Origin of the sequence: Streptomyces sp. NPDC002018 (assembly GCF_042890865.1) — a bacterium.
In the GTDB taxonomy this organism is placed as follows: Bacteria; Actinomycetota; Actinomycetes; order Streptomycetales; family Streptomycetaceae; genus Streptomyces.
Genome location: NZ_JBIASO010000013.1, coordinates 134,503 through 158,140, shown reverse-complemented (window position 1 = coordinate 158,140; position 23,638 = coordinate 134,503). Strand labels below are relative to the sequence as shown.

Genomic DNA, 23,638 nt, shown 5'->3' with positions numbered 1-23,638 from the left:
TCACTCCCGCTTCGCGACGGTCACGGCGGCGGGCCTGAGCTGCCTCTCGCCGTCCCCGTAGCCGGGGCGCAGCACCTCGACGACCGTGCCCGGTGGGGCGTCCGGGTCCTGGACGACGCCGACCACCTCGTGCCGGGCCGGGTCGAAGGCGACGCCGGTCTCCGCGTGCCGCGGGTAGCCCAGCAGTTCGAGGACGTTCACCGCCTGGTCGCGTACGGCCCCGATGCCCTCCACGATCGCGCCCGGATCGGCGCCGGCGTGGGTCAGGGCGAGTTCGAGGTTGTCGAGGACGGGCAGGAAGGCGGCCGCCGTGCGGGACCGCTCGGCCGCCCGTTCGCGCTCCAGTTCCCTGGCGTGACGCTTGCGAAGGTTGTCGAGGTCGGCGAGTGCGCGCCGCCAGCGGTCCTCCAGTTCCTGGATCGCGGTCGTGTACTCGTCCTCGGCAGCCGCGGGGCCGGCGGCGTCGGGTCCCGGTTCGTCGTGCGCCGCTTCGGGCCGGGGCGGCGGGCCCGGTTGCGGCGAATCGCCGCGAGAAGGGCGTACGGCGCCTTCTGGGACCGGTTCGACCGGATCCGACGCGGCTCGGTCGGATTCACGGGGGTGGGTGGGCATGGCGCGCCTCAGCCCTTGTCGAAATCGGCGTCGATGACATCGTCGCCACCGCCGCTCGTGGGACCACCGGTGGCGGCGTCCTGGCCGGGACCGCCATCCGCGGTGGCGGCGCCCTGATGGGCCGCCAGCCCGGCCAGCACCTGCTGGAGTTCGGAGGTCAGGGGCCGCGCGCGCTCCACGCCTGCATCTTCCTTGACCGCAGTCCGGGCGTCGGACACGAGCATCTCGGCGCGTGCCTTCTCGTGCGCGGGCGCTGCGTCGCCCAGTTCGGCGAGGCGCTTCTCGACCTGGTACGCGACGGCGTCGAGTTCGTTACGGGCGTCGACGGCCTCGCGGAGTGCCTGGTCCTGGCCCTGGTTGCGCTCGGCCTCCTGGACCATGCGTTCGACCTCACTGCGGTCCAGGTTGGAGCTCTCGCTGATGGTGATGCCCTGTTCCTTGCCGGTGTCCCGGTCGCGGGCCCTGACGTTGAGGATGCCGTTGGCGTCGATGTCGAAGGTGACCTCGATCTGTGGTTCGCCCCGCGGCGCCGGCCGGATGTCGGTGAGCTGGAACCGGCCCAGCACCCGGTTGTCGGCGGCCCGCTCGCGCTCGCCCTGGAGGACCACCACATCGACGGCCGGCTGGTTGTCCTCGGCGGTGGAGAAGGTCTCGCTGCGGCGCACCGGGATGGTGGTGTTCCGCTCGACGATCTTCGTCATCACTCCGCCACGGGTCTCCACACCCAGCGAGAGCGGGGTGACGTCCAGCAGCAGGACGTCCTTGACCTCACCCTTGAGCACCCCGGCCTGGATCGCGGCGCCCAGGGCCACGACCTCGTCGGGGTTGACGCTCATGTTGGGTTCCTTGCCGCCGGTCAGCCGGCGGACCAGGGCCTGGACAGCGGGGATGCGGGTGGAACCGCCGACGAGGATGACTTCGTCGATGTCGCTCTCGCCGACCTTGGCGTCGGCCATCGCCTGCTGCACCGGTCCCAGGCACCGCTCCACCAGGTCGCCGGTGATCTGCTCGAAAGTGGACCGCATGATCGAGTCGGTGAGGTGCGCGGGGCCCGAGGCGTCAGCGGTGATGAACGGCAGGCTGACCTGCGTCTGCGTCACCGAACTGAGCTCGGTCTTGGCCTTCTCCGCCGCCTCGAACAGTCGTTGCAGCGCCTGCGGGTCCTTGCGCAGATCGATGCCGTTCGCCTTCTGGAAGTCGTCCGCGAGATAGTCCACCAGACGCCGGTCGAAGTCGTCGCCGCCCAGATGGCTGTCACCGGCGGTGGAGCGCACCTCCACCACGCCGTCGCCGACGTCGAGGATGCTCACGTCGAAGGTGCCGCCGCCCAGGTCGAAGACGAGGACGCTCTCGTGCTCCTTCTTGTCCATGCCGTACGCGAGGGCGGCCGCCGTCGGCTCGTTGATGATCCGCAGCACCTCCAGTCCCGCTATCCGTCCGGCGTCCTTGGTGGCGGTGCGCTGAGCGTCATTGAAGTAGGCGGGCACCGTGATGACCGCCTCCGTGACCCGTTCCCCCAGCTGCTTGGAGGCGTCGTCGGCAAGTTTGCGCAGCACCTGTGCGCTGATCTCCTCAGGCGCGTAGAGCTTGTCGCGTATCTTGAAGCGGGCCGCCCCGCCATCGCCCTCGACGACGTCGTACGCCACCGCCCTGGCCTCGTCGGAGACCTCGTCGAAGTGCCGGCCGATGAACCGCTTGGCCGAGTAGATGGTGCCCTTGGGGTTGAGGATCGCCTGGCGCCGGGCCAGCTGGCCCACCAGGCGCTCCCCGGTGTCGGTGAAGGCCACTACGGACGGTGTCGTGCGGTTGCCCTCGCTGTTGGGCACGACGGACGGCTCGCCGCCCTCCCACACGGCGATCACCGAGTTGGTGGTGCCCAGGTCGATGCCCACTGCCTTGGCCATGAGGAACTCCTCCCGCTACGGCGCCTGCGTCGACTCTCCGGATCCCGTTCGTTCGGGTAGGGGTGGGAGCTCCGCCGGTTTCCTACCGGTGCGCACGGAGGGTCTCTAACACTCCCCAGGGTGGCAAACCGGGTGGCTCCACGCCTGCGCCTGGCGAGTCAGGAATGCACGGGTCTGGTAGCCCCACGAGGACGAGAGAAAGAATCCGGACATCTCGGACAAGCCGGCCCGGAGCGGGTACATGAGATACCGCTCGCCTCCCTGAAGGCTCCTCCCTGAAGGCTCAGGGAGAACGGAGTGATCCCATGGCCGGCAGTCGGGCGCACAGCCTGTAGCACCGCTGCTCCGACCGACCGGGCGACCGGGCGGGCCGGCCTTTCTACGGCGACGGCGCAGCCGAGGAGCTCGTCGGGGAGGCCCTCCGGGGACGCCGGGAGGAGGTCTTCCTCGTCAGCAAGGTGCTGCCCGGCCACGCCGACCGGAAGGGCACCGTCGCCGCCTGCGAGGGCGGCCTGCGGCGGCTCCGTGCGGAACGGCTGGACCTCTGCCTGCTGCACTGGCGGGGGCGCCTCTACCTGCTGCGCTGGCGGGGACGGTGGCCACTCGAGGAGACCCCTGCGGGATTCACCGATCTGGTGGAGGCGGAGAAGATCCGTTACTGGGGCGTGAGCAATCTGGACGTCGCCGACATGGTCGAGCTGACCAACGTTGTGCGGGCCGCCCGCGGCGCCCTGCGCGCCCCGGGTCGGGCGCACCAGGTCCGCACGCGCTGCCTGCTCTTCAGCCCGACCCCCTGAGCCGAGCCCGGTCTTGTTCCGGTCTCGGCTGGGAGCCCTCCTCATACAGGCCCGCCCCCCGAGCTGGTCGTGTCGTCCGGTCAGCAATTCTCGTTCGAGGCATTGCAACGCCGTGCAGCCTCCTGCGGACGGACGGACGTACGGCTGGCCGAGGGATGCCTGCGCACTTCATGCTGCTCTGCCAGGGGAAGAGGGGGCGCCCTTTTTCGGCCCGGGGTGTGGAGGCGCTCAGCAAGGGGCTCTGCGAATCTCGACCGGGTAACAGCCGATGGCGGCGTGGGCGGGAGCGAACGACGCCGTCCGTTCCCGGTGAGGAGGCGAGAGGCATGACCGTGATGGGTGTGTCGAAGTTCGAGAGGTTCTTCCGTGCCGCCGCAAGCCTCGACGTGGACAGGAACGATCTGAAGCGGTACGGCGACTTCGTCGACGCCAAGCTCTACGACCTCCTGGTCGTCGGCCAGGCATCGGCCAAGGCCAACGGCAGGGATACCGTCGAACCGTGGGATCTACCGATTACCAAGGGCCTCCAGGAGAGCATCCACCGGTTCCGGCGGCTCGACGAGGAGGTCGAGCTGAAGCCGATCCTGGAACAGCTCGCCGCGCACCCTCTCCTCGACAGGACACCCACGCCGGAGGCCGAAGAGCGGTACCCCGAGATCATCGGCGGTCTCAGCGTCGCCCTCGCCGAGACGTTCAAAATCGTGTATCCGGATGTCAAGAACCCGCAGACCAGTCACTGGGAGGGCGTGACCGCGGTGTTCGACCGGCTGCTGTAGCAGTCGCGCCCCGGTGCGTGTCGCCGGACTGAGCTGAGATGCCGGACGAGGACGGAAGGCAGAGACTGGGAACCTTCACCGAGGCCCGGGTCACCCCGCAGTGCGTTCGCGGCCTGACGTCCTGGCTCAGCATCCGCACCGGACCTGCATCCGCACCGGACCTGTGCAACGCCGGCGCGGAGGTCGTCGCCGAGCAGGAGGTGGTCGTCGACGGGCAGCTGGTCACCAGCCGCGGCCCGGCCGACCTGCCCGCCTTCCGCGCCGCCGTCGTGGAACAGTTCGCCCGGGCGCACCACCCCATGCCCGGCTGACCCGGCGGCCTGGCCGCAGGCGGTGGGAGCAGGCGGTGCACAGGGGCGGGTGGGCCTGCTGGGCCCGCTCTCCACCCCACGGGCCGATCAGCCGGGGCGGTCGCCTCCGTACGGCTGCCGGTCCGTAGCGTCACACAGCCGCGTCGAAGGCCGGCACGCCCACGTGGTGATCGTCATCACCACGATGAGCGCCGTCAGGATGACTGCATCGAGCCAGTCGTGGCATTCCACTCCCCGGCGGCGGTCGCAATCAGTACCGCGGGACGCCGCAGCATGCCGGCGCCGAACGGCGGACGCTGCGGCACACTGCTGGACTGGCGGACCTACGGGTCGCCTTGCGCGGGGTGCAGGCCCCCACCCTGGGCACGGTGCCAGGGAGGGGCGGCCGCCTGTCTGGCCTCGGCGGCAGTTGATCGACGGCATACGGCATACGGCATACGGTTCCGGGTCCGTACCGGTGTTCCGTGGCGGGACATGCCCGTCGAGTACGGGCCGTGGGGCCGGGTCTACGACCCGTTCCGCCGATGGCAGCGCGCGAGCCGGGCCGCGAGATAGGGCGCGGTGGCGCTGCGGCGGGCCCTCGCCACCTTGGCCGGCGGGCCCGCCGCGACCACCCGCCCGCCCGCGTCACCGCCGCCCGGCCCGAGATCGATGACCCAGTCGGCGGTGGCGATCGTGTCCAGGTCGTGCTCGACGAGGACGACCGTGTTGCCTGCGTCGACGAGCCGGTGCAGCTGTCGCAGCAACAGCGCGATGTCCGAGGGGTGCAGCCCCGTCGTCGGCTCGTCGAGCAGGTAGAGCGCGTGCCCGCGGCGGGCTCGCTGCAGTTCGGTGGCCAGTTTGATGCGTTGCGCCTCACCACCGCTGAGTTCCGTCGCGGGCTGGCCCAGCCGCAGGTACCCCAGTCCCACCTCGCGCAACGTCTCCAGACTGCGGGAGGCGGCCGGGACGGCGGACAGGAACGTGGCGGCGGCGTCGACGGACAGCGCCAGCACTTCCGCGATGTTCTTGCCGCGGTAGGTGACTTCCAGCGTTTCGGCGTTGTACCGGGCGCCCTCGCAGGTCGGGCACGGCGCGTAGGTGCCGGGCAGGAACAGCAGTTCCACCGCGACGAATCCTTCGCCCTGGCAGGTCTCGCACCGCCCTTCGGGCACGTTGAAGGAGAACCGCCCGGCCGAGTAGCCGCGCGCCCTGGCCTCGTCCGTCGCCGCGTACAGCTTGCGCACCGCGTCGAACATCCCCGTGTACGTGGCCAGGTTGGACCGGGGAGTCCGGCCGATGGGCCGTTGGTCGACCCGGACCAGCCGGTCGAACGACTCGACCCCCGACGCGTCCTGGACGTCGACCTCCAGCCGCGCCTCGTCGGGCTCCTCGGGTACAAGTCCGAGGTGGCCGCGGACGACCTCGGCGAGCACCTGCGTCACCAGCGTCGACTTTCCGGAACCGGACACGCCCGTCACCGCCGTCAGTACGCAGAGCGGTACGTCGACGGACACGTCGTGCAGATTGTGGCGGGAGACGCCGCGCAGGTGCAGCCAGCCGTGCGGTGTGCGCGGGCGGTGATCGAGCGGCTGGGCGCGCCCGAGCAGGTACTGGCTCGTGGCCGACTCCCCGACCCGCTCAAGACCGGCGACCGGGCCGCTGTACAGCACGCGTCCGCCGCCCTCGCCCGCGCCGGGGCCGATGTCGACCACCCAGTCCGCCCGCCGTACGACGTCCATGTCGTGCTCCACGACGAACAGCGAGTTGCCCGCCGCCTTGAGGCGGTCCAGCACGTCCAGCAGCGGTTCCGCGTCAGCCGGGTGCAGGCCTGCGGAAGGTTCGTCGAGGACGTAGACGACGCCGAACAGCCCCGAGCGCAGCTGGGTGGCGATCCGCAGGCGCTGCGCCTCGCCGGGCGACAGGGTCGTCGAGCGGCGCCCGAGGCTGAGATATCCGAGGCCCAGGTCGAGCAGTACGTCGATCCGCGCGACCAGATCGCAGCAGATCCGGACCGCGACCTCGGTCGTCTCCCCGGATCGGGCGGTCGACGTGGTGGCGTCGGCCTCGGACCGCCCCGCGACAGGCCGCAGCAGCGCCACGACCTCGGTGAGCGGCATCGCGTTGATCCCGGCGATGGAACGTCCGGCGAAGGTCACGGCGAGCGCCTCGGGCCGCAGTCCGCTGCCGTGACACTCGGGGCAGGGCACACTCCTGACGAACCGGAGCGCCCGTTCGCGCATCTTCTCGCTCTTGGAGTCGGCGAGGACGTGCATGACGTGCTTGCGGGCGCTCCAGAACTTGCCCTGGTAGCCGTAGTCGACGCGGTCCTCCTCCGGCTCGATGTACACGGAGGGCTGCTCGTCCGTGTACAGCAGCCAGTCCCGGTCCTTCTTCCTGAGTCTGCGCCACGGTCGGTCGATGTCGATCCCCAGGCCGCTCACGACACTGCGCAGGTTGGCGCCCTGCCAGGCGCCCGGCCAGGCGGCGATCGCCCCCTCGCGGATGCTCAGCGAGGGGTCCGGGACGAGCAGGTCCTCGGCGACGTCGTGCACGACGCCCAGCCCGTGGCACTCCGGACAGGCGCCGGCCGCGGTGTTGGGTGAGAACGACTCGGCCTCCAGCCGTGCGGCCCGGGGCGGATAGGTGCCGGCGCGGGAATACAGCATGCGCAACAGATTGGACAGCGTGGTGATGGTGCCGACCGTCGAGCGCGAGCTGGGCGTCCCGCGTCGCTGCTGCAGGGCCACGGCCGGTGGCAGTCCGGTGATTTCCCGCACGTGCGGTGCGCCGACCTGTTGCAACAGCCTTCGGGCGTACGGTGCTACGGACTCGAAGTAGCGCCGCTGGGCCTCCGCGTAGAGCGTGCCGAACGCGAGCGAGGACTTGCCCGAACCGGAGACGCCGGTGAAGGCGACCATCGCGTCCCGAGGAACGTCGACATCGATGTTCCGCAGGTTGTTCTCACAGGCGCCCCGGACATGCACGAAGGGGTCGGTCGCGTCCTTGTCCACCGTTCCTGATTACCTGATCGCGCCGGGAACCGCGCGACAGGCGCCGTCATCGGGCCCGCTCACACGAGCATCCGGAGAATCCCGGTATGAGCTGCTCCCGGGGAACATTCGACGAGCGGTGTCGGCGTCCCCTCCCACACCGGCGGCCCGATCTGGATGGACATGATCACGCAAACGTCCGACCCCGACCGGCTCCTGGGCACCATGCACGAGCCGGCGTCCAGCACCAGGCGTGGGGCGGCCTCGCCGAAGGCAGGAGCGCCTCCGCCCAGCCCACCGTAACCGCCGGTTGCGGATGCCCGATCCGAGCTGTGCGGGGCCTCCGCCCGGCAACGGCCGCTCAACGCTCACCGGGAGCCGTGCACGGTGATCACGCCACAGAGCCCAGCACCGTCCCATGGTCAGGGCTGCCGCTGTTGCGGTGCCGAGGAAGACGTAGCGCGCTTGTCGTATGGGGTGGCCACGGCCCGGTGCTGTTTCAGGGCGGTTCACCCCGCCATCGCGCACCGCGCTGAAGGAGGTGGCCGGGGCCGGCATCGAGCCGGCGCATTCGAGGACCGCGTCCGCCAGGTGCGCGGCCCGCGCCAGCACCGGGCCTTCCCCGCACTCAGCCTCGTCTTCTCCACCGAGCCGTGCAAGACGGGTGGCGCTTTGAGTTGGATCACCGTCATGTGACGCTCGATTACGACATCCCCGCGCGCCTAGCGTCTTCTCACGTCAGGGTCTCGACGACAGGGGATTCCATGGTGTGGCGCGGGGCTCGTCCCGGGACGGTGCGGCCGATGGTCGGCCGCTTCGCCGAACGCGAAGCGATCGAGCAACTACTCGACGCGGCTCGGGACGGGCTCAGCGGCGTCCTGGTACTCGTGGGCGAAGCCGGGATCGGCAAGACGCGCCTGCTGGAACACGCGGCAGCCCAAGCCACCGGTGTCGGGCTGACGCGGCTGGTCGGCGTCGAAGCCGAGCAGCTCTTGGGCTACGGCGCGCTGCACCGGCTCCTACGGCCGCACCTCAACCGCATCGACCGGCTTCCCACCAGACAACAGGACGCGTTGAACGCCGCGCTCGGCCTGGCCGACATCTCGCACTCGGACCGGTACCTCGTCGGTCTGGCGACCTTGGCGCTGCTGTCCTCCGCGGCGTCGGAGCTGCCGATGCTGTGCCTGATCGACGACGTCCACTGGCTCGACCGGGAGTCGGCCGAGACATTGGCCTTTGTCGCCCGGCGGCTCCACGCCGACTCGCTGGGCTTGATCTTCGCGGCCAGGAACGACCTCGCCGACCACAGACTGTTCGACGCCATGCCTTCCTTGCATGTCGGCGGGCTGCCCGCCGCCGACGCCCGGGAGCTGTTGTCCCTCGCCGTTGACGGGCACCTGGACACGGCGGTCGCGGACTCCATCGTGGACGGCACCGGCGGCAATCCGCTGGCGCTCATCGAACTGGCGTCGCATCTCGGTGCCGAGCAGCTGGCCGGGGTCGCACCGATGCCCGAGCCCCTGCCCGTGAGCAGGCTGCTGGAGGAGCACTTCCGGCAGTCGGTGGCCGCGCTGCCGTCGGACACCCGGATGCTGCTCCTTCTCATGGCCGCGGCACCGACCGACGACATGGCGGTGGTCTGGCACGCGGCGGGCGTGCTGGGCCTGCCGGCCAGGTCCGCGGTCGCGGCGGTCGAGGCCGGGATCCTGGACCACGGCGCCGGCCTCGGGTTCCGGCATCCGCTCATCCGATCCTCGGTCTACGCGGCGGCTTCCGGGAACGACCGGCGGCGGATCCATGCCGCCCTTGAGGCGGCCAGCGATCCGGCCCATGTTCCCGACCGGCGGGCCTGGCACCGTGCCCAGGCGGCCCTCGGCCCCGACGACGCGGCGGCCGCGGACCTGGACGCCGCTTCGGACTTGGCCCGGGCCAGGGGTGGCTACTCCGCTCAGGCGTTGTTCCTGTCCAAGGCCGCAGAGCTCACCGCCGAGCCGGCCAAACGCGCTGAGCGCTATCTCGCCGCGGCCCAGGCCCATCTGACCTCCGGCGACCGCGCCGCGGTGCACCCCTTGCTCGACCTCGCCGTACCGGCCCTCCGGCACCCCTCCGCCCGCGCCCGAGCGCTCCGGATCCGGGCCACGGCAGAGCTCTTCGACACCGGCAACGACCGCGTCCCCGCCATGATGCTCGACGCCGTGGCCGAACTCGCCGACGCGGATCCCCGCATGACCTGGGAACTGCTCTACGAGGCCATGCACGCCGCCGTCATCGCCCGGGACCCCATGCATCGCACGACCCTGGCGGACGTGGCCAAGGCCGCGGTCGCCACCCCGCACCGCCCGGACGCCCCGGCCTGGAGCCCCGACGAGCTGATCAAAGGCCTGGCTCTCCGTACGGCCTACGGCTACGAGAGCAGCGTGGCGACGATCCAGGAAGCCCTGGCGAAGCTGCGCGCCTCAGCCGAACTGCACGACGTGGCGAGCCCGTTCAGCATCATCGTGAGCCTCGCGGCGGACGACGTGTGGGACATCGAGGCATCCGTCGAGATCGTCGGCCGGCTCGCGGCCGCGGACCGCAGCCAGGGAGCGCTGTACGGCCTCAGCCTGTCCTTGTCGGCCCTGGCGTACACCGAGATCCGCAACGGACGGCTGACCGCGGCGGACGCGCTCTTCGCCGAGGCCGACGACTACGCCACCGCCATGGGACTGACGACGCAAGGAGATCTCAACAGGGCCCTGCTGTACGCGTGGATGGGCAGGGAGAGCGATGTGCGCGCCGTTGTGGCGACAATGGATGTCGTCGCCACGACATACGGACTGGGCATGCTGCGCCAGTTGGCGCTTCACGCACTCTGCATTCTCGACCTGGGTATGGGGCGCTACGACGAGGCGTTGCGTCACGCGCTGCCCGTCTACGAGGAGGACGTGCCGTCGCAGGGCAACCTCGTGCTGCCGCTTCTCGTGGAAGCCGCCGTCCGCGCAGGCGACCGGCACACGGCGGCCCTTGCGCTGAAGCGGCTCGAAGAGCGTGCGCAGCTTGCCGGAACGCCGTGGGCGCTGGGGCTCCTGGCCCGATGCCGGGCCCTGACGGACGAGACCGCCGACGCCGAGATCCGGTATCGGGAGTCGATCGACTTTCTGGCCACTGTCCCTCTCGCCGCGGAACACGCACGGTCACGCCTCTTGTTCGGCGAGTGGCTCCGTCGGCGCAAGCGCCGGTCCGAGGCCAGGACCCATCTGCGGGCCGCGTATGAGTCCTTCGGCGCCTGGGGCGCGTCACTGTTCGCCGAACGAGCCCGGATCGAGCTGCTCGCAACAGGGGAGACAGCGCGCAGACGCGTCCCGGAAACCAGATTCGATCTCACGCCCCAGGAACGACAGGTGGCCCTGCAGGCCGCTTCAGGACTGACCAACGCCGAGATCGGCTCCCGGCTGTTCATCACGACCTCGACGGTCGAGTTCCATCTGAACAAGGTGTTCCGCAAACTCGGGCTCACCTCGCGGAGGCAGATCGCCGCCGCACTCGGCCGGCCGGGATTCGACGGCGGTCCCTCAACGTCCGACTAGGTCCTGTCCGGTCGATCTTCGTGGATCAGGCCGGGGCGTCTGGTGGAGGGGGTACCTCCCGTGCCGTTCAGGCTACGGGGGAGCATCGCAAGGCGGAGGGTCGGCATTGTCGACGGCCCGGACCGTACGTGGACGAGTCCGACAACGCGGCGAGGTGCCGTACCAGGCGTTCCGGGCCCACGAAGATCGACCGGACAGGGCCTAGTTTTGTCCAGCCCATGGTGGACAGCGGGCGCTGTCGATCGAATGATCGTCGGGTGAGTACGACCAACGGCCGGCGTCTCGTCGGGCGCGACGACGAGCTGCGATCCCTGTTCGGGTACCTGAACGAGGTCGATTCCAGGGGGCGCGCGATCGGGCTGTTCGGAGAACCCGGGGTCGGCAAGAGTGCTCTGCTGGCAGAGGTCGTGGAGCACGCGCGGTCTGCCGGATTCACCGTGCTCACCGCGCGGGGCAGTCAGTCCGAGACGCGCCTCCCGTTCGCCGGCCTCCATCAGCTGCTGCGGCCCCTGCTGCCCCGCGTCGACCGTCTTCCGGCCGTGCAGCGCGACGCCCTCCTCGCCTGCTTCGCGATGAGCGATTCGATCGAGGTGCGGCCGTTCTTCACGTCCTTGGCCGTTCTGGAGCTGCTCGTCGACTCGGCGGAACACATGCCGGTCCTCGCGTGTCTCGACGACCTCCATTGGATGGACCAGCCGTCGATCGACGTGCTGGCCTTTGTCAGCCGTCGCATCGCCGGTGAGCGGGTGATCGTACTGTGCACATCGCGGCCCGAGTCGCTACCGTTCGCCGATGCCCACACGACCGAGTGGGTGGAGCTGGAAGGCATCGACGAGGCCGCGTCGGCCGCGTTGCTGGACGCGCGGGCGCCACAGCTCGTCCCGACCGTTCGCGATCGCGTACTGCGGGAAGCCCGTGGCAATCCGCTCGCCTTGATCGAGTTCGCCAGTGCGTTGGCGTCGGGTCGGTACACGTGGACCGAGTTCGACCAGGACCTGCCCATGACCACACGCCTGGAACGCACGTTCGCCCGGCATGCCGAGCACCTCGCCCCGGCCGTGCGCGCGGTTCTGACCATAGCCGCGGTCGACGACGGCGACGACCTCAACGATGTCCTCGCGGCCGCGGGGATCCTGTTCGGTTCGCCGGTCGACCTCGTCATGGCGCAGCCCGCGTTCGAGCAGGGGCTCTTGACCTTGCTCGGCGAGCGGTACCGGATCGCCCACCCGCTGGTCGGTTCTGCCCTGCGGCAGGGCATGCCGCCGGCCACACGTCTGCGGGCGCACGCGGCGCTGGCGCGCGTCCTGGCCGATCAGCCGGACCGCGCGACATGGCACCGGGCCTCCTCGGTGTCAGGACGCGATGAACACTTCGCGGCCGAGTTGGAACGGGCGGCCGAGAACGCCCAGCGCCGTGGTGCGGTCGCCTCGGCCACCGCGTGGCTTGAGCGAGCGGCCGCGCTGAGTCCGGACCCGCGGTCACAGGCCGCCCGTCTGCTCAGCGCCGCGGAACTCGGTTATCAGCTCGGCCGGTTCCGCCAGGTCGAGCAGATCAAGGCGCAGGTCACGGGGATGACGCTCCGGCACCGGGACCAGTCGAGGCTGGCCGCGCTCGAAGGCGTCTTCCACGACGGCTCCACGGGTGAGCCCGCGGAAGTACGTCACCTGGTCGGCCTGGCGCAGCACGCCATCGGCGCACAGGACGTCGACCTCGCCATGCAGTTGCTGGTCGGCGCGGCCCGGAGGGTGTGGTGGCGCGATCCCGGTGCGACGGTGCGGCACGAGATCGTCCGGGCCGCCCAGCAGGTGAGCCTGCCGGCCCACGACCCCGGGCTGCTGGCCATTTACGCCCTTGCCCAGTCCGACGAGCAGAGGCCGGTGGTCGTCGAACAGCTCGCGCGGTGGTCGGCGGACGCCGGCGGACGACCGGATCTGGCGGGCCTGCTGGGCATCGCCGCGTTCTGCACCGGCGATTTCCGCCATGCCGTCGCCTTCCTGTCCACGCCCGTCCAGGAGCTCCGCGCGCAGGGCCGCATGAGCCTGCTTGCCGAGGCGCTGGCGATTCGGGCATGGGCCGAGGTCTACCTGGGGGTCTTTGACGCGGCCCGCTCGGCCGACGAGGCCATGCGACTCGCGGACGAGACGGGTCAGTCGCTGTGGGCCGCCACCGCACGCATCGCCGTGGCGTTGATCGATGCGGTCCGCGGAGACCGGGACACTCGCCATGATCTGCTGTCGCACGCCGAGCAGGTGGCGCTGCGGACCCCGAATGCCGCGTCGTCCCTTCTGGCCGGTGTGCAACTGACCCGTGGCGTCTCCGAGTTGGGTGCGAACCGGCACGAGCAGGCGTACGGCGAGCTTCGCCGGGTGTTCGCGCCCGCCGATCCCGCGTTCCAGCGGATGCAGCAGGTTTGGACACTCAGTTACTTGGCCGACGCCGCCGTCCGCGCCAATCACCGGGCCGAGGCGAGATCAGTGTTGGCCTCCGTCGAACAGATCGCGGGTGCCTGCCCTCCCACGGGCTCGGCCATCGCCCTGGAGTACTCGAGAGCGGTGCTGGCCGACCGCGCCTCGGCCGAGTCGCTCTTCCAGGCGGCCATGGCTGGCGCGGCTCGCGAGCTGCCCTGGCATCGGGCCCGCGTCGAGCTGGCTTACGGCTCGTGGCTGCGGCGGCAGCGGCGCGTCGTCGAGTCCCGTGGACCGCTGCGGGCGGCGAGGGCCACGTTCGACGCCGTGGGTACTCGCACCTGGGCGCGGCGGGCCGACCAGGAGCTCCGTGCGACGGGCGAACGCGGATGGCAGCCGACGTCGAGCCCGCGCGAGCTGCTTTCGCCGCAGGAGACCCAGATCGCCGAGTTGGCCGCGCAGGGGTTGTCCAACCGCGAGATAGGACAGCGCCTGTTCCTGTCGCACCGGACGGTCAGCTCGCACCTGTACCGGATGTTCCCGAAACTCGGCATCGCCTCCCGCAATCAGCTGGCTGCCGCCCTGGCCGCCCACAGCGATCAGTCCTCGCCGCGGCCGTCTTCGGTCAGTTGACGCCACTGCTCGGGCGGGGGTCGTTCTCCTTCCGGACGAAGCCGGCGGGAGCGGTGTGGCCGCACGGTCCCGCCGATCGGTGGTCGACGGCTCAGACGGTGGCCCGCGCCGCCGCCTCGACGAGGTCCGCGACGGCTCCCGGGTGGGAGACCGGCACGGCGTGCGAGGCGCCCGGGACGGTCACCGTGCGCGCGTGGGCGCGCCGGGCCATGGCCCGCTCGGCGGGTTCGCCAGGCCGAGGACGGGGTAGCCCTCGCGCTCCAGCCGGGCGACGACGCCGTCCCGGCTGGAGGAGTCGGCGAAGGCGCCGTGCACCAGGACGATCGTCGGCCTGGCTGTTCTCGCGGTGGCGGCAGCCGCGGCCACCAGCGCGGGGATCACGACGCTCTTGCGCCGCAGCGGGGCTCGGCCGGACGGGAGGGGCCGGGTGTACGTCATGTCGGCTTCCTTCAGGCTCGGGGCCCCGGGGGCCGGTCACAGCGTCGGCGGTGGTCCGGTGACACGCGGACGGAAGGCCTCCGCCGAGCCCACGACGGCCGTCATGTCGAAGGCCGGCGGGGAGGTCACCGGCCTCAGCGCCGGCGGTTCAGGGGCGGCCGAGGAAGCCGAGCAGCATGGCGGTCAGCTCCTCGGGGTGTTCTTCGTAGATCCAGTGGCCGGAGTCCGGAACGGTCACCCCGGTGACGTCCGAGGCGTACCGCGCGGCCTGCTCCCCCACCGCGCCGGCGAGGCTGCCCGAGGCGCCGATGGCCAGCACCGGCATCCGCAGCGGGGTCTCCCGGAACCGCTCGTTGTCGCGGATGTCCTGCGGGAAGACGCGGAACCAGGCCAGGCTCGCAGCCAGGTGCGCGGGGTCGCGCAGGTAATGGGCGAACACCCGGATGTCTGCCGGGCTCACCGCGCCCTGGACCCCCTCGTACCCGCTGATGAAGCCGGCGGTCCAGGCGACCTCGCGGCCCTTGATCATGTTCTCCGGCAGGCCGTTGGTCAGGGCGAAGAACCCGAAGTTCCACACGCCGGGGCCCTGTTCGGTCAGCGAGGGGATCTTGTAGATGTCCAGGTCCGGGATCGGCGCCTCACTCAGGACGAGCTTGGTGACGGTGGCCGGGTACTGGGCGGCGTAGGAGTAGGCGACCATCGAGCCGATGTCGTGGCCGACGATCCGCACGTCGGCGTCCTTGCCGAGCGACGCCAGCAGCGCGTGCAGCTTTGCGGCCATCGTCTTCTTGTCGTAGCCGGAGGGCGGGGCGTCGCTCTGTCCGGCGCCGGGCAGGTCGGGGGCGATGACCGTGTAGTGCTTCGCGAGTGCGGGCATGATGTCGTGCCACTCGTACCAGGTCTGCGGGTAGCCGTGGATGAGCAGCAGCGTCGGTCCGTGGCCGCCGATGACATAGTTCAGACCGATGCCGGCGACGTGGGTCTTGTGCTCGCTGAACCCCGCGGGCATCTTCTCGCCGGCGGATGGGACGGACGCGGGGGCCGCGTGAGTTGCGTGCGTTACGGGTGTTACGGGGGTTGCCGAGGTCACGGTCGCGGTGATCGTGGTCGCGCCCACGGCGACGGCCACGGCGAGGACCACGCCGAGCAGGCGGCGGTGTCCGGACAGGGGGAATCTCATTCGGTACTCCTGGACGGGTGGTGGATGACGGAACGTCGGCGAGCAGCGACGGCGCACGGGATCAGAGCGTGTCGGTCATGCCTCCGTCGACGGCGAAGTCGGCGCCCGTGACGTTGCCCGAACACCGCCCGGCCAGGAACACGACCAGGTCGGCCACTTCGGAGGGCAGGGTGAAACGGCCGGTGACAGCATCGGCCGCGGCGGTCTCGGCGACGGTGCCCGGATCGAGACCCAGACCGGCACCCACGGTCGCGGCCACCCCGTCCGCGCCCTTCCACAGCGCGGTCTCGACCGGGCCCGGACTCACCGAATTGACACGCACGCCCTGCGGTCCCACCTGCTTGGACAGCGCCTTGCAGAAGTTGGAGAGGGCCGCCTTCGCGGCGCTGTAGTCGATGACCAGCGGGTCGGGAAGCCGGGCGTTGACGGAGGAGACGGTGACGATCCGGCCGTCGCCGGACGCGATCAGGTGCGGCAGCGCGCTGCGGGTGGCCCTGACGGCGGCCATCACGTTGACCGTGAACGTCCAGTCCCAGTCAGCGTCGGTCGTGGCCAGGAAGCCGTCAACCCGCGGCCGCACCGCGCCGACGTTGTTCACCAGGACGTCGAGCCCGCCGTACAGCCCGGCCGCCGCGGCCACGAGCGCGCCCGGACCGTCGGGGGTGGCCAGGTCGACCTCCACAACGGTCAGCTCAGCGCCCCCCTTGACCAGGTCGTCGAGTTCCTCGGTACGTTTCCTGGTCCCGGCGACGACACGGGCCCCGGCCGCCAGGAGGCCCTCGGTGACCGCCAGGCCGATACCGCGGCCGGCGCCGGTGACCACGGCCCGTTGACCGGCCAGGCCCAGGTCGAAGGCGGGAGCGGTCACCGGGAGGTCTCCAGGCTCTGCCGCCGAAGCCAGGCCAGCGCCGCGTCCGCGACCTCGCGCCAGCCGGCGTCGATCGTGAGCGAGTGCCCGCGGTCGGGGAAGCTCACGAACTCGGTGACGGCCTGCGAGTGCCGGTACTGCTTGAGCGTGGCACGGGTGACGGCCTCGGGGACGGTGTGGTCCTTACCGCCGGACATCAGCAGCATCGGACCACGCCCGGAGTTCGCGGTGTCGACCTTCGCCGGCGAGTGGGGGTTGAAGTTCGCCGCGGCGGCCTCGAACAGCGGCTTGCCGGGCGCCGGGATGGTCCACTGCCCGTACAGCGCGTCGGACTCCTCCTCGGTCAGGGCGTTGCCGAACGCGAAGCGGAACTGCTCGGCGGTCAGGGACACGGCGCGGTGCTTGTTCGCCGGGTTCCTGAACACCGGCAGCGTCGCCCGCAGCGCGGACAGCGGCAGCGGCAGGACCCCCTTGATCTGTGCCGCGTCGATCGCCACGGCGGCCGCGGCCAGGTCCTGGCCGAGCAGCTTCTGGGCGATCATGCCGCCGAAGGAGTGGCCGACGAGGACCGGCGGCGTCTCCATGCCGTGGATGATCGCCGCGTAGTGCTCGACGACGTCGTCGATGCCGTGGTCGGCGATGCTCTCCGGGTTCTGCCGCGCCTCCTCCACGGTGTCGGGATCGCCGGGCCAGCCCGGCGCGGACGGAGCGTAGCCCTCCTTGCGGAACAGGTCGACCCACGGCTGCCAGGACGTGCTGTGCAGCCACAGGCCGTGGATGAAGAGGACCGGGATCGGGCTGGTCATGACGATGGGGCCTTTCTCTGGAGCGGAATCCGCAGACGCGGGTTCGTCGATGTCGGTGCGGGCGTCAGGGGTGGATGCCGAACGGGCCGAGCAGCCCGGTGTCGATGCGGAAGGACTCGGCCAAGGCCGCCGCGTTGTCGAGGGTGAACACGTCGGCGGCGGCGAGGACCCCGGTGTACTTGGCGACGACCGGCGCGGCGGCCTGGGCCGCCACCGCGTCGAGGTACGTCTTGAAGATCGCCCACGAGTTGCCCTGCGGGCTGTACTTCTCGAAGTAGGGCGTGGGGTCCAGGTTCATCGACGCCCGCGTGGAGGCTTCGAGATCGGCCATGTAGGCACGCTGGAGGTCGCCGTCCGCGCGCACACCGAGGCGGCCGAGATGGCCGCCGACGAGGGTCCGCCACGGGTACCCCATGGCGATGTCCTGCGCCCGGAGCCAGGCCGGGATGTCCTGGGAGACCGCGAGGTTCTTGAACGGCACCCAGCCCGGGTACAGAACGTCGACGACCATCAGGGTCTTGTGTTCCGGGGCATGGATGAAGATGTTGTCCGGGCTGTGGTTGGGGCCGTGGTAGGCAAGCTCCAGGCGCTCACCGCCGACATGGAGCGTGTAGCGGTCCTCGAAGGTGACGCTCGGCGCCGGACGGTTCGGGTCGTTGTCGCGCCGCAGCAGGCGCCGGCACTCGGCATGGCCGATACGCACTACGTCCTTGCCGAAGACCGACGAGGCCCCGATGTGGTCGGCGTGCGAGTGCGAGTACACCAGGTGCGTGACCTTCGCCGGACGGCCGTTGGCCCGCGTCACCTCGGCGATCGCCCGCAGAAGGTTGTGCCCGATCGTCGGCGGCGCGTCGACCAGGACGACGCCGTCCCGGGTGCTGAGGAACATCGCCTGGTAGAAGCCGTCGGTGACCCAGTGGAGGTTTCCGCCGATCCGGCCGACGAAGTACCCCGAGTCGTTGAGCTCCGGCCCGATCGCTGCGGCCGGGACCGGTGCGAAGTCGGGAAGGCCGGGGGTGTCGCTCGCGACGGCGGTGCCCTCCAGGGCAGCGCCGACGACGGCTGCGAAGGGCAGCGCGGCCGCCGTGCGCAGCAGGGTCCGGCGGTACGCCGTGGCGGCGTTCCAGGGCATCGGTTTCATGGACTTGCCTTTCCGGATCGAAGACGCGGCGCCGAGGGGTTCAGGCGCTCGCGGCGGACCGTCCGCCGTGCCGGGCACGATCGCGGCCACCGCGGGCCACGCCGCGGTGAGGCCCATGACGGGCATCCATCGGCGTTCCACTCGGCTGCCAACAGGACAGCAGCCGACCCGGTCCGTTCGAACCGGGGTAGGACCCCTGTCCTGGTACGCCGCGGTCGCGTGGCACGGCTGGGGTCGGCCCCGGTGCGAAGCCGGTCCGAAGCCCTCCCGGAAGAGCTGATCGGCCGGGTCGCACAGCCGGGCGCGCCCCAGGGCGATCCTCGCGTCGCAGGCAGTGGACCTTCGAGGTCGGCACGGGCCTTGGGTGCTCATGACCTGGCCCCAGCTCACCTCGGGTGCGTCCGGCGGATCGTGGGCGAGGTGGCTGCCGCATTACGGCAAGCCACGAAGCCCGCCTACTCGGAGCGCTGGCGGGCCGCCGGCATCTGAGCGGTGGTCGCGCTCGTGCACACCGCGGCGGCCCGAACGCGGCCGGCTTCGGCCGGACAAGGCCGCCTGGCTGGAAGCCAGGCGCGCCGAGGAGCAGGCCGAATCGGGCGGCACGGCCTGCTCGACGGGCTCGCCGAGCATCATCTCGGCGTCCTCCTCAAGGCGTTCGAGCAGCAGAGCGGCGATCTCCACAGGCCGGTACGGCGTGCCGGACTCCGAGTGGTAAATGGGGTCGGCCTCCCCCATGTAACGCTTGACAGACTGCACCACGTAGTCGGGAGCCGTGGCCGGCGGACCGCTTCGCCTGGGAACCGACGACGACGGTGTCGCCCTGGAACATCACCACCGACGGAGTGATGTTCTCGCCTTCCCGGTTGCGGACGATGGACGGGCTGCCCGACCGGTCGGCGACCGCCACGGCGCAGTACGTCGTCCAGAGGTCGATGCCCATAACTCGCGCCACCGCTGATTCCCCCTTTACGCGTGCGGAACTGCCGACAGCCGCAATCATGCACATTCCAGGGCCAGTTGACCGCTCGTTTCGGCGAAGACCCTTCGCCGCTTCGGCACGGCCCCCGATCCGGCCAAGCCCCGTTTCCGTTACCGACGGATCGTCAGCGGGCATATCACCGAAAGCACCGTGTGCTGCCGTGCATGTCCTGGCCCAGTGACAGCGCCACGGCCAAGGCGCCGGCGACGACCCGTCCACCGCGCTCCACCACAGTCCACGACTCATCACTCGACTCATGACGCCTCACCACGACTTACCAACGGCCGGCACACTTTACGGTCATGCCCTAGCGAGGGCTCGCCGACGAGGGGTTCGCGGTGAGAAACGCGGTTCCCAGGGGGGTGAGGGTGTGCATCACTTCGTTTCCCCGGCGGACAGTGGTGATCAGGTTCGCCTCGCGCAGAACCGCGGTGTGCTGGCTCGCGGAGGGCTGGGAGAGACCGGTACGCCGGGCGAGTTCACCGGTGGTACAGCCGTCTTCGACCAGGCGCAGGACGGCGGCCCTGCTGGCCCCCAGCAGGCGGGCGAGTGGGTCCTCGTTGCCTGACGCGCGGCCGGCGGGCGCGGCGGGGTCGGTGACCCAGCCGGGTTCCAGGTTAACGGGGTAGACCAGGACCGGAGGCAGGCCGGGATCCACGAAGGTGACCGGGGTGCGCCAGCAGAACACCGAGGGCACCAGGAGCAGGCCCCGCCCGGCCAGGTGAAGGTCGCGGTCGACGGGATAGTCCGCTTCCAGTACCGGCGGCGACCAACGCAGGGTGGGCCTGAGGCTGTTGAGCAGTCCGTCCACACCATGGTTGAGCAGGGCACGCGCGCGTACGGCCCGTTCGGCGTCGACCGCGGAGTGCAGACGTTGCCAGACGGGAGTGAGGACGGCACGGTGGTAGCCGTGCAGCGCGTCCGCGAGTTCGCCCAGCGCGGTCGGGTCCGCGTCGGCCAACGAGCGGGCCCAGTGCGGTGCGTCGGGTAGGACCGCCAGATCCCGGCGTATCCGTTGCGGGCGCAAGGACAGCACCGCGTCGATACCGGCGGGCAGGCCCTGGGCCGCCTGGGGCGGAGTGAGGAAATCGGGGAAGTCCCCCACCGGGGGCGCCAGGTAGCGGATCAGCCGCCGGTGAGAAGCGGGCAAACGGCGCAGCCCTGTCCGCGCGTGGACGCGCCAGGGGCCGAACACGGCCTGGCCGGTGGTACCGGCGAGCTGAGCGGCGCTCAGCACGATCTCCCACATCACGTCCGGTCCGCCGGCCACCCGCACCCGGGCCAGATCCTGCGCCGTGAAATGCACCCTGAGCCCCACAGATCCCGCCCCCCGAACGGCCCTGTGTGCTTCCAAGCGCCGCACGCCCGTCTGACCAGCCTCTATTGGCAGAGACTAAACAACCTTGCGAGTCCAGGAAAGCGGATTCCATCATGATCTCGGCACAACGCGGGCCCCCCGCCCTGGACCGGCCCACCACATCCACACGCTCAGGACCATGTCGTCGCGCCGCCTCGTGGCGACACCAGTCAGTTCCACGAAGCGGAGGACACCATGGCAAAGCAGACGAAAACCCGTCGCATGGGCTCCATCGCGGCGGTGTGCGCCGCTGCCGCGGCCACGACCATGCTCGCCGCAGTCCCGGCGACCGCCGCCCCCGAGTGGTGGAGCGACCCGAACTCCTGCGCCAACGTCGCCACGGGGACCGAGAGAACCGTGAGCGGTCGCCAGGTCCAGATCCGCTTCGGCACGTGCGATGGCACGCAGTACGGCTGGGGGCGCATCCTCAACTACGGCTCGGCGGACTACATCCGCTTCGAGGTCTCCCTCGGCGGCGGCATCTGGGAATACGCCGACATCCGGTCCGCCGGCACCCGCAACTACACCAGCGGCTACCGGACCAGTTCCAGCTCGGCCGTTGCCTTCCGCGCCTGCTACGTGACCACGATCGTCACCACCTGCAACTCCACCAACGCCACCGCCTGGTGGTGACGCCCGGTGGGAAACCGGGCGCACGCGATCCATGGAACGCCCACAACGAGCCCGCACCGCAACCGCCGTGGGTCCCGGACGCCTGACGCACACCTTCGTACGTTCACACGGACCTCGTCATGGCCCCGTGACGTTCCCGCATCCGATCTCATCCAGGAGTTCTCGTGAGAAAAGCCCTCGCCGCCGCCCTCGCCGCCGCGGCGCTCTCGCTTGCCGTCGTGCCGGCCGCCCACGCCACCCCGGCAAGCACGATCAGCGCTGTCACCTGCCCGGGCTCTCTGAGCAGCTACACACATGTCCTGACGAGCGTGGACTGGCTGAAGGTACGCACCGGACCGTCGACGAGCAACACGGCGATCGGCCAGCTCGCCGGCGGAGCCGCCTTCTACTTCAGCTCCTCGGGTGTGCAGTCCGGAGGCCATTACTGGGTGTGCGGATACGGCTACAACGGCGGCACCAAGCTCACCGGCTGGGTCGCCGGCGAATACCTCCTCTGGCCCTGATCCGCCGGCCGAGCAAGACATGGTCCATCTGTTCCGCGCAGTCCTCGACTCCGCCCGCTTCCGGGCCGGAACACCAGAGACGGAGAACCATCTGTGAAGCCTCACGTCAGAAGCAAGTCGGTCGCGATCCGGGCCCTCGTCCTCTCCCTGGCGGCACTGCTGCCGGTGATGGCCGCGACACCGGCCCACGCCGGTTCCAAGGGGAACGAGTTGCTGCGGGGGATCGACTGGGAGAACTACCTCAACCGGGGGGACTGGATCGAGCGGTCCCTTCCCGACTTCGGCAACGAGACGGTTCGGCTGGTCATGCAGAACGACGGAAACCTGGTGCTCCACGCGGCCGACGGGCGCGTCTGCTGGGCCTCGAACACGGTGGGGCGCGGTGACCGAGCCGTGTACCAGGAGGACGGCAACTTCGTCATCTACCAGGGCAGTCAGGCGACTTGGGCCAGCAACACACCCGACAGCACGGGGTCGAGGGTCGACATCAACGCGCGGGGCAGGTTGTACGTGGGGTGGAAGGCGATCAGCGGCGAATGCCACACCTGAACGGGCGGCGAGTCACCGCCTCCGCGGTCGACCGCCTGCCACTGGGTCCTCAGGTCTTCACCTCACGTCCCAGTACCTCCGGAAGGACCGGCACGACGACAGGATCGGAGAACGCAGCACCATGATCAAAAGCCTCGGTAAGAAGTGGTCCATCGCCCTCTTGGGAGCGCTGCTGGCGCTGCCCCTGGGACTGCTCCCCGCGTCACCGGCCTACGCCGCCGCCTGCTACGACGGTGCGACCATCTGGTACGCGACGGCCGATTCCCCGAACCCGCTCCTTCCTTCGAGAACCGAGCACTACACGACTTCACCGCGCTGCGGGGACATCAACTTCAAGGTCGCCCAGACGAGCAACACCAGCTTCAACGCACTGGTGCGGGTCTGCTTCGTGCGGACCGGCGAGTGCAACGGCTGGAAGAGCTACCGCTGGGGCAACGGCTGGCTGGTGATCGCCTCGGACGTGCTCGACAACACCACCTTCCGGGTCGAGATCCAATCCACCGAGTCGATGCACGGCATCCGCGTCGGAGGCTTCCTCGCCTACTGAGTTCCGACCGAATCCGGGAACGGCGCGCAAGTTGGTGGGAAACGCAGTCCGGCCCCCACCTGGCCGCCGAGAAGGACGGAAAGGCGTTATCGGATTTCTCCGATAACGCCTGCGGTCCGCTTCACAACAAGCCGGGAACGAAAGGCGAGGCCACTCACCCTCGTTCCGCTCCTTCGGCACCACCACGACGCGCACCGGACGGGGCGGCCCGACAGCCTCATGGCCGCCGCGACACCGCCGCCCAGTTCAACGCACCCGTCCCCGTGGTTTCAGCGGGACCGGGGGAGGTCGGGGGCGGGGAGGGGGGCGCCGTTGTAGCCCTCCACCTCGCCGAAGCGCGTGCCGTCCGTCCAGGCCTGGCGGGCCTCTTCGATCTCCTGCCGCGTACGACCATGGCAACCAAGACGTTGGCCCGCGGCATGGGACCTTCTTCAGGGACTCACCCGACTCACCACATAGGACACGGTCTGAGCAGCTCGGAGAGGGTTTTCAGTGTGGTCGCCGAGGGTCGACGCCGGCGAAGCCGCGCCTCAATGCCGGGAGAGGCGCTCAAGGCAACTGAATCGGCTGGCCCAGGTGACCACAGAACTCCCGGTGGAAGCGCGCCGGCGGTCCGCGCCGAAAGCTCCTGGGGGCCTCCGGCTGTCGGTGGCGCACAGAC

General features: G+C 70.4%; 20 protein-coding genes and 2 pseudogenes. 10 read left to right on the top strand and 12 right to left on the bottom strand.

What is annotated here, in order from left to right; genetic code table 11:
- Positions 1-612, bottom strand: a complete 612-nt coding sequence (locus tag ACFYYH_RS22460) for a nucleotide exchange factor GrpE (RefSeq protein WP_388553767.1) — start codon at positions 610-612, stop codon at positions 1-3.
- Positions 613-620: 8 nt separating this feature from the next.
- Positions 621-2,516, bottom strand: coding sequence for a molecular chaperone DnaK (dnaK, locus tag ACFYYH_RS22455; RefSeq protein WP_388553765.1), 1,896 nt, complete (start codon positions 2,514-2,516; stop codon positions 621-623).
- 380 nt (positions 2,517-2,896) lie between these two features.
- On the opposite strand from dnaK, the pseudogene ACFYYH_RS22450 reads away from it, so the two are divergent.
- The 4 genes and pseudogenes from ACFYYH_RS22450 to ACFYYH_RS22435 form a co-directional block, all read left to right on the top strand.
- Positions 2,897-3,223 (top strand): annotated as a pseudogene (locus ACFYYH_RS22450) (aldo/keto reductase); the annotation flags it as partial.
- 416 nt (positions 3,224-3,639) lie between these two features.
- On the top strand, positions 3,640-4,089 hold the full coding sequence (locus tag ACFYYH_RS22445; RefSeq protein ID WP_388553763.1) for a DUF1931 family protein: 450 nt from the start codon (positions 3,640-3,642) through the stop codon (positions 4,087-4,089).
- Between the two features lie 38 nt (positions 4,090-4,127).
- On the top strand, positions 4,128-4,400 hold the full coding sequence (locus ACFYYH_RS22440; protein WP_388553761.1) for a DJ-1/PfpI family protein: 273 nt from the start codon (positions 4,128-4,130) through the stop codon (positions 4,398-4,400).
- Between the two features lie 273 nt (positions 4,401-4,673).
- Complete coding sequence (locus tag ACFYYH_RS22435) at positions 4,674-4,955, top strand: transposase (RefSeq protein ID WP_388553759.1); 282 nt, start codon at positions 4,674-4,676, stop codon at positions 4,953-4,955.
- Here the strand turns inward: ACFYYH_RS22435 and uvrA are convergent.
- Complete coding sequence (gene uvrA / locus ACFYYH_RS22430; protein ID WP_388553757.1) at positions 4,907-7,393, bottom strand: excinuclease ABC subunit UvrA; 2,487 nt, start codon at positions 7,391-7,393, stop codon at positions 4,907-4,909. The two genes, ACFYYH_RS22435 and uvrA, sit on opposite strands and share 49 nt — an antisense overlap.
- A gap of 782 nt (positions 7,394-8,175) precedes the next feature.
- Between uvrA and ACFYYH_RS22425 the strand changes: the two genes are divergently transcribed.
- Together ACFYYH_RS22425 and ACFYYH_RS22420 are read left to right on the top strand one after the other, a co-directional pair.
- The gene (locus ACFYYH_RS22425) at positions 8,176-10,938 is read left to right on the top strand and encodes an AAA family ATPase (protein WP_388553755.1); all 2,763 of its coding nucleotides are present in this window, start codon (positions 8,176-8,178) and stop codon (positions 10,936-10,938) included.
- A gap of 257 nt (positions 10,939-11,195) precedes the next feature.
- Positions 11,196-13,976: an ATP-binding protein gene (locus ACFYYH_RS22420; protein WP_388553753.1), complete on the top strand. Its 2,781-nt coding sequence runs from the start codon at positions 11,196-11,198 to the stop codon at positions 13,974-13,976.
- Between the two features lie 180 nt (positions 13,977-14,156).
- Here ACFYYH_RS22420 and ACFYYH_RS22415 read toward each other — a convergent pair whose 3' ends face one another.
- The 8 genes from ACFYYH_RS22415 to ACFYYH_RS22380 form a co-directional block, all read right to left on the bottom strand.
- Positions 14,157-14,414, bottom strand: a complete 258-nt coding sequence (locus ACFYYH_RS22415; RefSeq protein ID WP_388553751.1) for a hypothetical protein — start codon at positions 14,412-14,414, stop codon at positions 14,157-14,159.
- Positions 14,415-14,562: 148 nt separating this feature from the next.
- Positions 14,563-15,594, bottom strand: a complete 1,032-nt coding sequence (locus tag ACFYYH_RS22410) for an alpha/beta fold hydrolase (protein WP_388553749.1) — start codon at positions 15,592-15,594, stop codon at positions 14,563-14,565.
- A 61-nt stretch (positions 15,595-15,655) separates the two neighbouring features.
- Positions 15,656-16,462, bottom strand: coding sequence for an SDR family NAD(P)-dependent oxidoreductase (locus tag ACFYYH_RS22405; protein ID WP_388553747.1), 807 nt, complete (start codon positions 16,460-16,462; stop codon positions 15,656-15,658).
- On the bottom strand, positions 16,459-17,268 hold the full coding sequence (locus ACFYYH_RS22400) for an alpha/beta hydrolase (RefSeq protein ID WP_388553745.1): 810 nt from the start codon (positions 17,266-17,268) through the stop codon (positions 16,459-16,461). Before ACFYYH_RS22400 ends, ACFYYH_RS22405 begins: the two co-directional genes overlap by 4 nt.
- A 64-nt stretch (positions 17,269-17,332) precedes the next feature.
- Positions 17,333-18,409: an MBL fold metallo-hydrolase gene (locus ACFYYH_RS22395; RefSeq protein WP_388553742.1), complete on the bottom strand. Its 1,077-nt coding sequence runs from the start codon at positions 18,407-18,409 to the stop codon at positions 17,333-17,335.
- 432 nt (positions 18,410-18,841) lie between these two features.
- Positions 18,842-19,165, bottom strand: a complete 324-nt coding sequence (locus ACFYYH_RS22390) for a hypothetical protein (RefSeq protein ID WP_388554037.1) — start codon at positions 19,163-19,165, stop codon at positions 18,842-18,844.
- The gene (locus ACFYYH_RS22385) at positions 19,056-19,349 is read right to left on the bottom strand and encodes an Hsp70 family protein (protein ID WP_388553740.1); all 294 of its coding nucleotides are present in this window, start codon (positions 19,347-19,349) and stop codon (positions 19,056-19,058) included. The genes ACFYYH_RS22390 and ACFYYH_RS22385 overlap by 110 nt, the downstream gene beginning before the upstream one ends.
- Positions 19,350-19,695: 346 nt before the next feature.
- Positions 19,696-20,694: a DUF5937 family protein gene (locus ACFYYH_RS22380; RefSeq protein ID WP_388553737.1), complete on the bottom strand. Its 999-nt coding sequence runs from the start codon at positions 20,692-20,694 to the stop codon at positions 19,696-19,698.
- Positions 20,695-20,940: 246 nt separating this feature from the next.
- Between ACFYYH_RS22380 and ACFYYH_RS22375 the strand changes: the two genes are divergently transcribed.
- From ACFYYH_RS22375 to ACFYYH_RS22360, 4 genes are all read left to right on the top strand, one after another.
- Positions 20,941-21,378, top strand: coding sequence for a hypothetical protein (locus ACFYYH_RS22375; RefSeq protein WP_388553734.1), 438 nt, complete (start codon positions 20,941-20,943; stop codon positions 21,376-21,378).
- Positions 21,379-21,542: 164 nt separating this feature from the next.
- Complete coding sequence (locus ACFYYH_RS22370) at positions 21,543-21,881, top strand: hypothetical protein (protein ID WP_388553731.1); 339 nt, start codon at positions 21,543-21,545, stop codon at positions 21,879-21,881.
- A gap of 93 nt (positions 21,882-21,974) precedes the next feature.
- Complete coding sequence (locus ACFYYH_RS22365) at positions 21,975-22,430, top strand: hypothetical protein (RefSeq protein ID WP_388553728.1); 456 nt, start codon at positions 21,975-21,977, stop codon at positions 22,428-22,430.
- A gap of 121 nt (positions 22,431-22,551) precedes the next feature.
- Complete coding sequence (locus ACFYYH_RS22360) at positions 22,552-22,977, top strand: hypothetical protein (RefSeq protein WP_388553725.1); 426 nt, start codon at positions 22,552-22,554, stop codon at positions 22,975-22,977.
- A 246-nt stretch (positions 22,978-23,223) separates the two neighbouring features.
- Here ACFYYH_RS22360 and ACFYYH_RS22355 read toward each other — a convergent pair.
- Positions 23,224-23,369: pseudogene (locus ACFYYH_RS22355) on the bottom strand (pirin family protein); the annotation flags it as partial.
- Positions 23,370-23,638 lie beyond the last annotated feature (269 nt).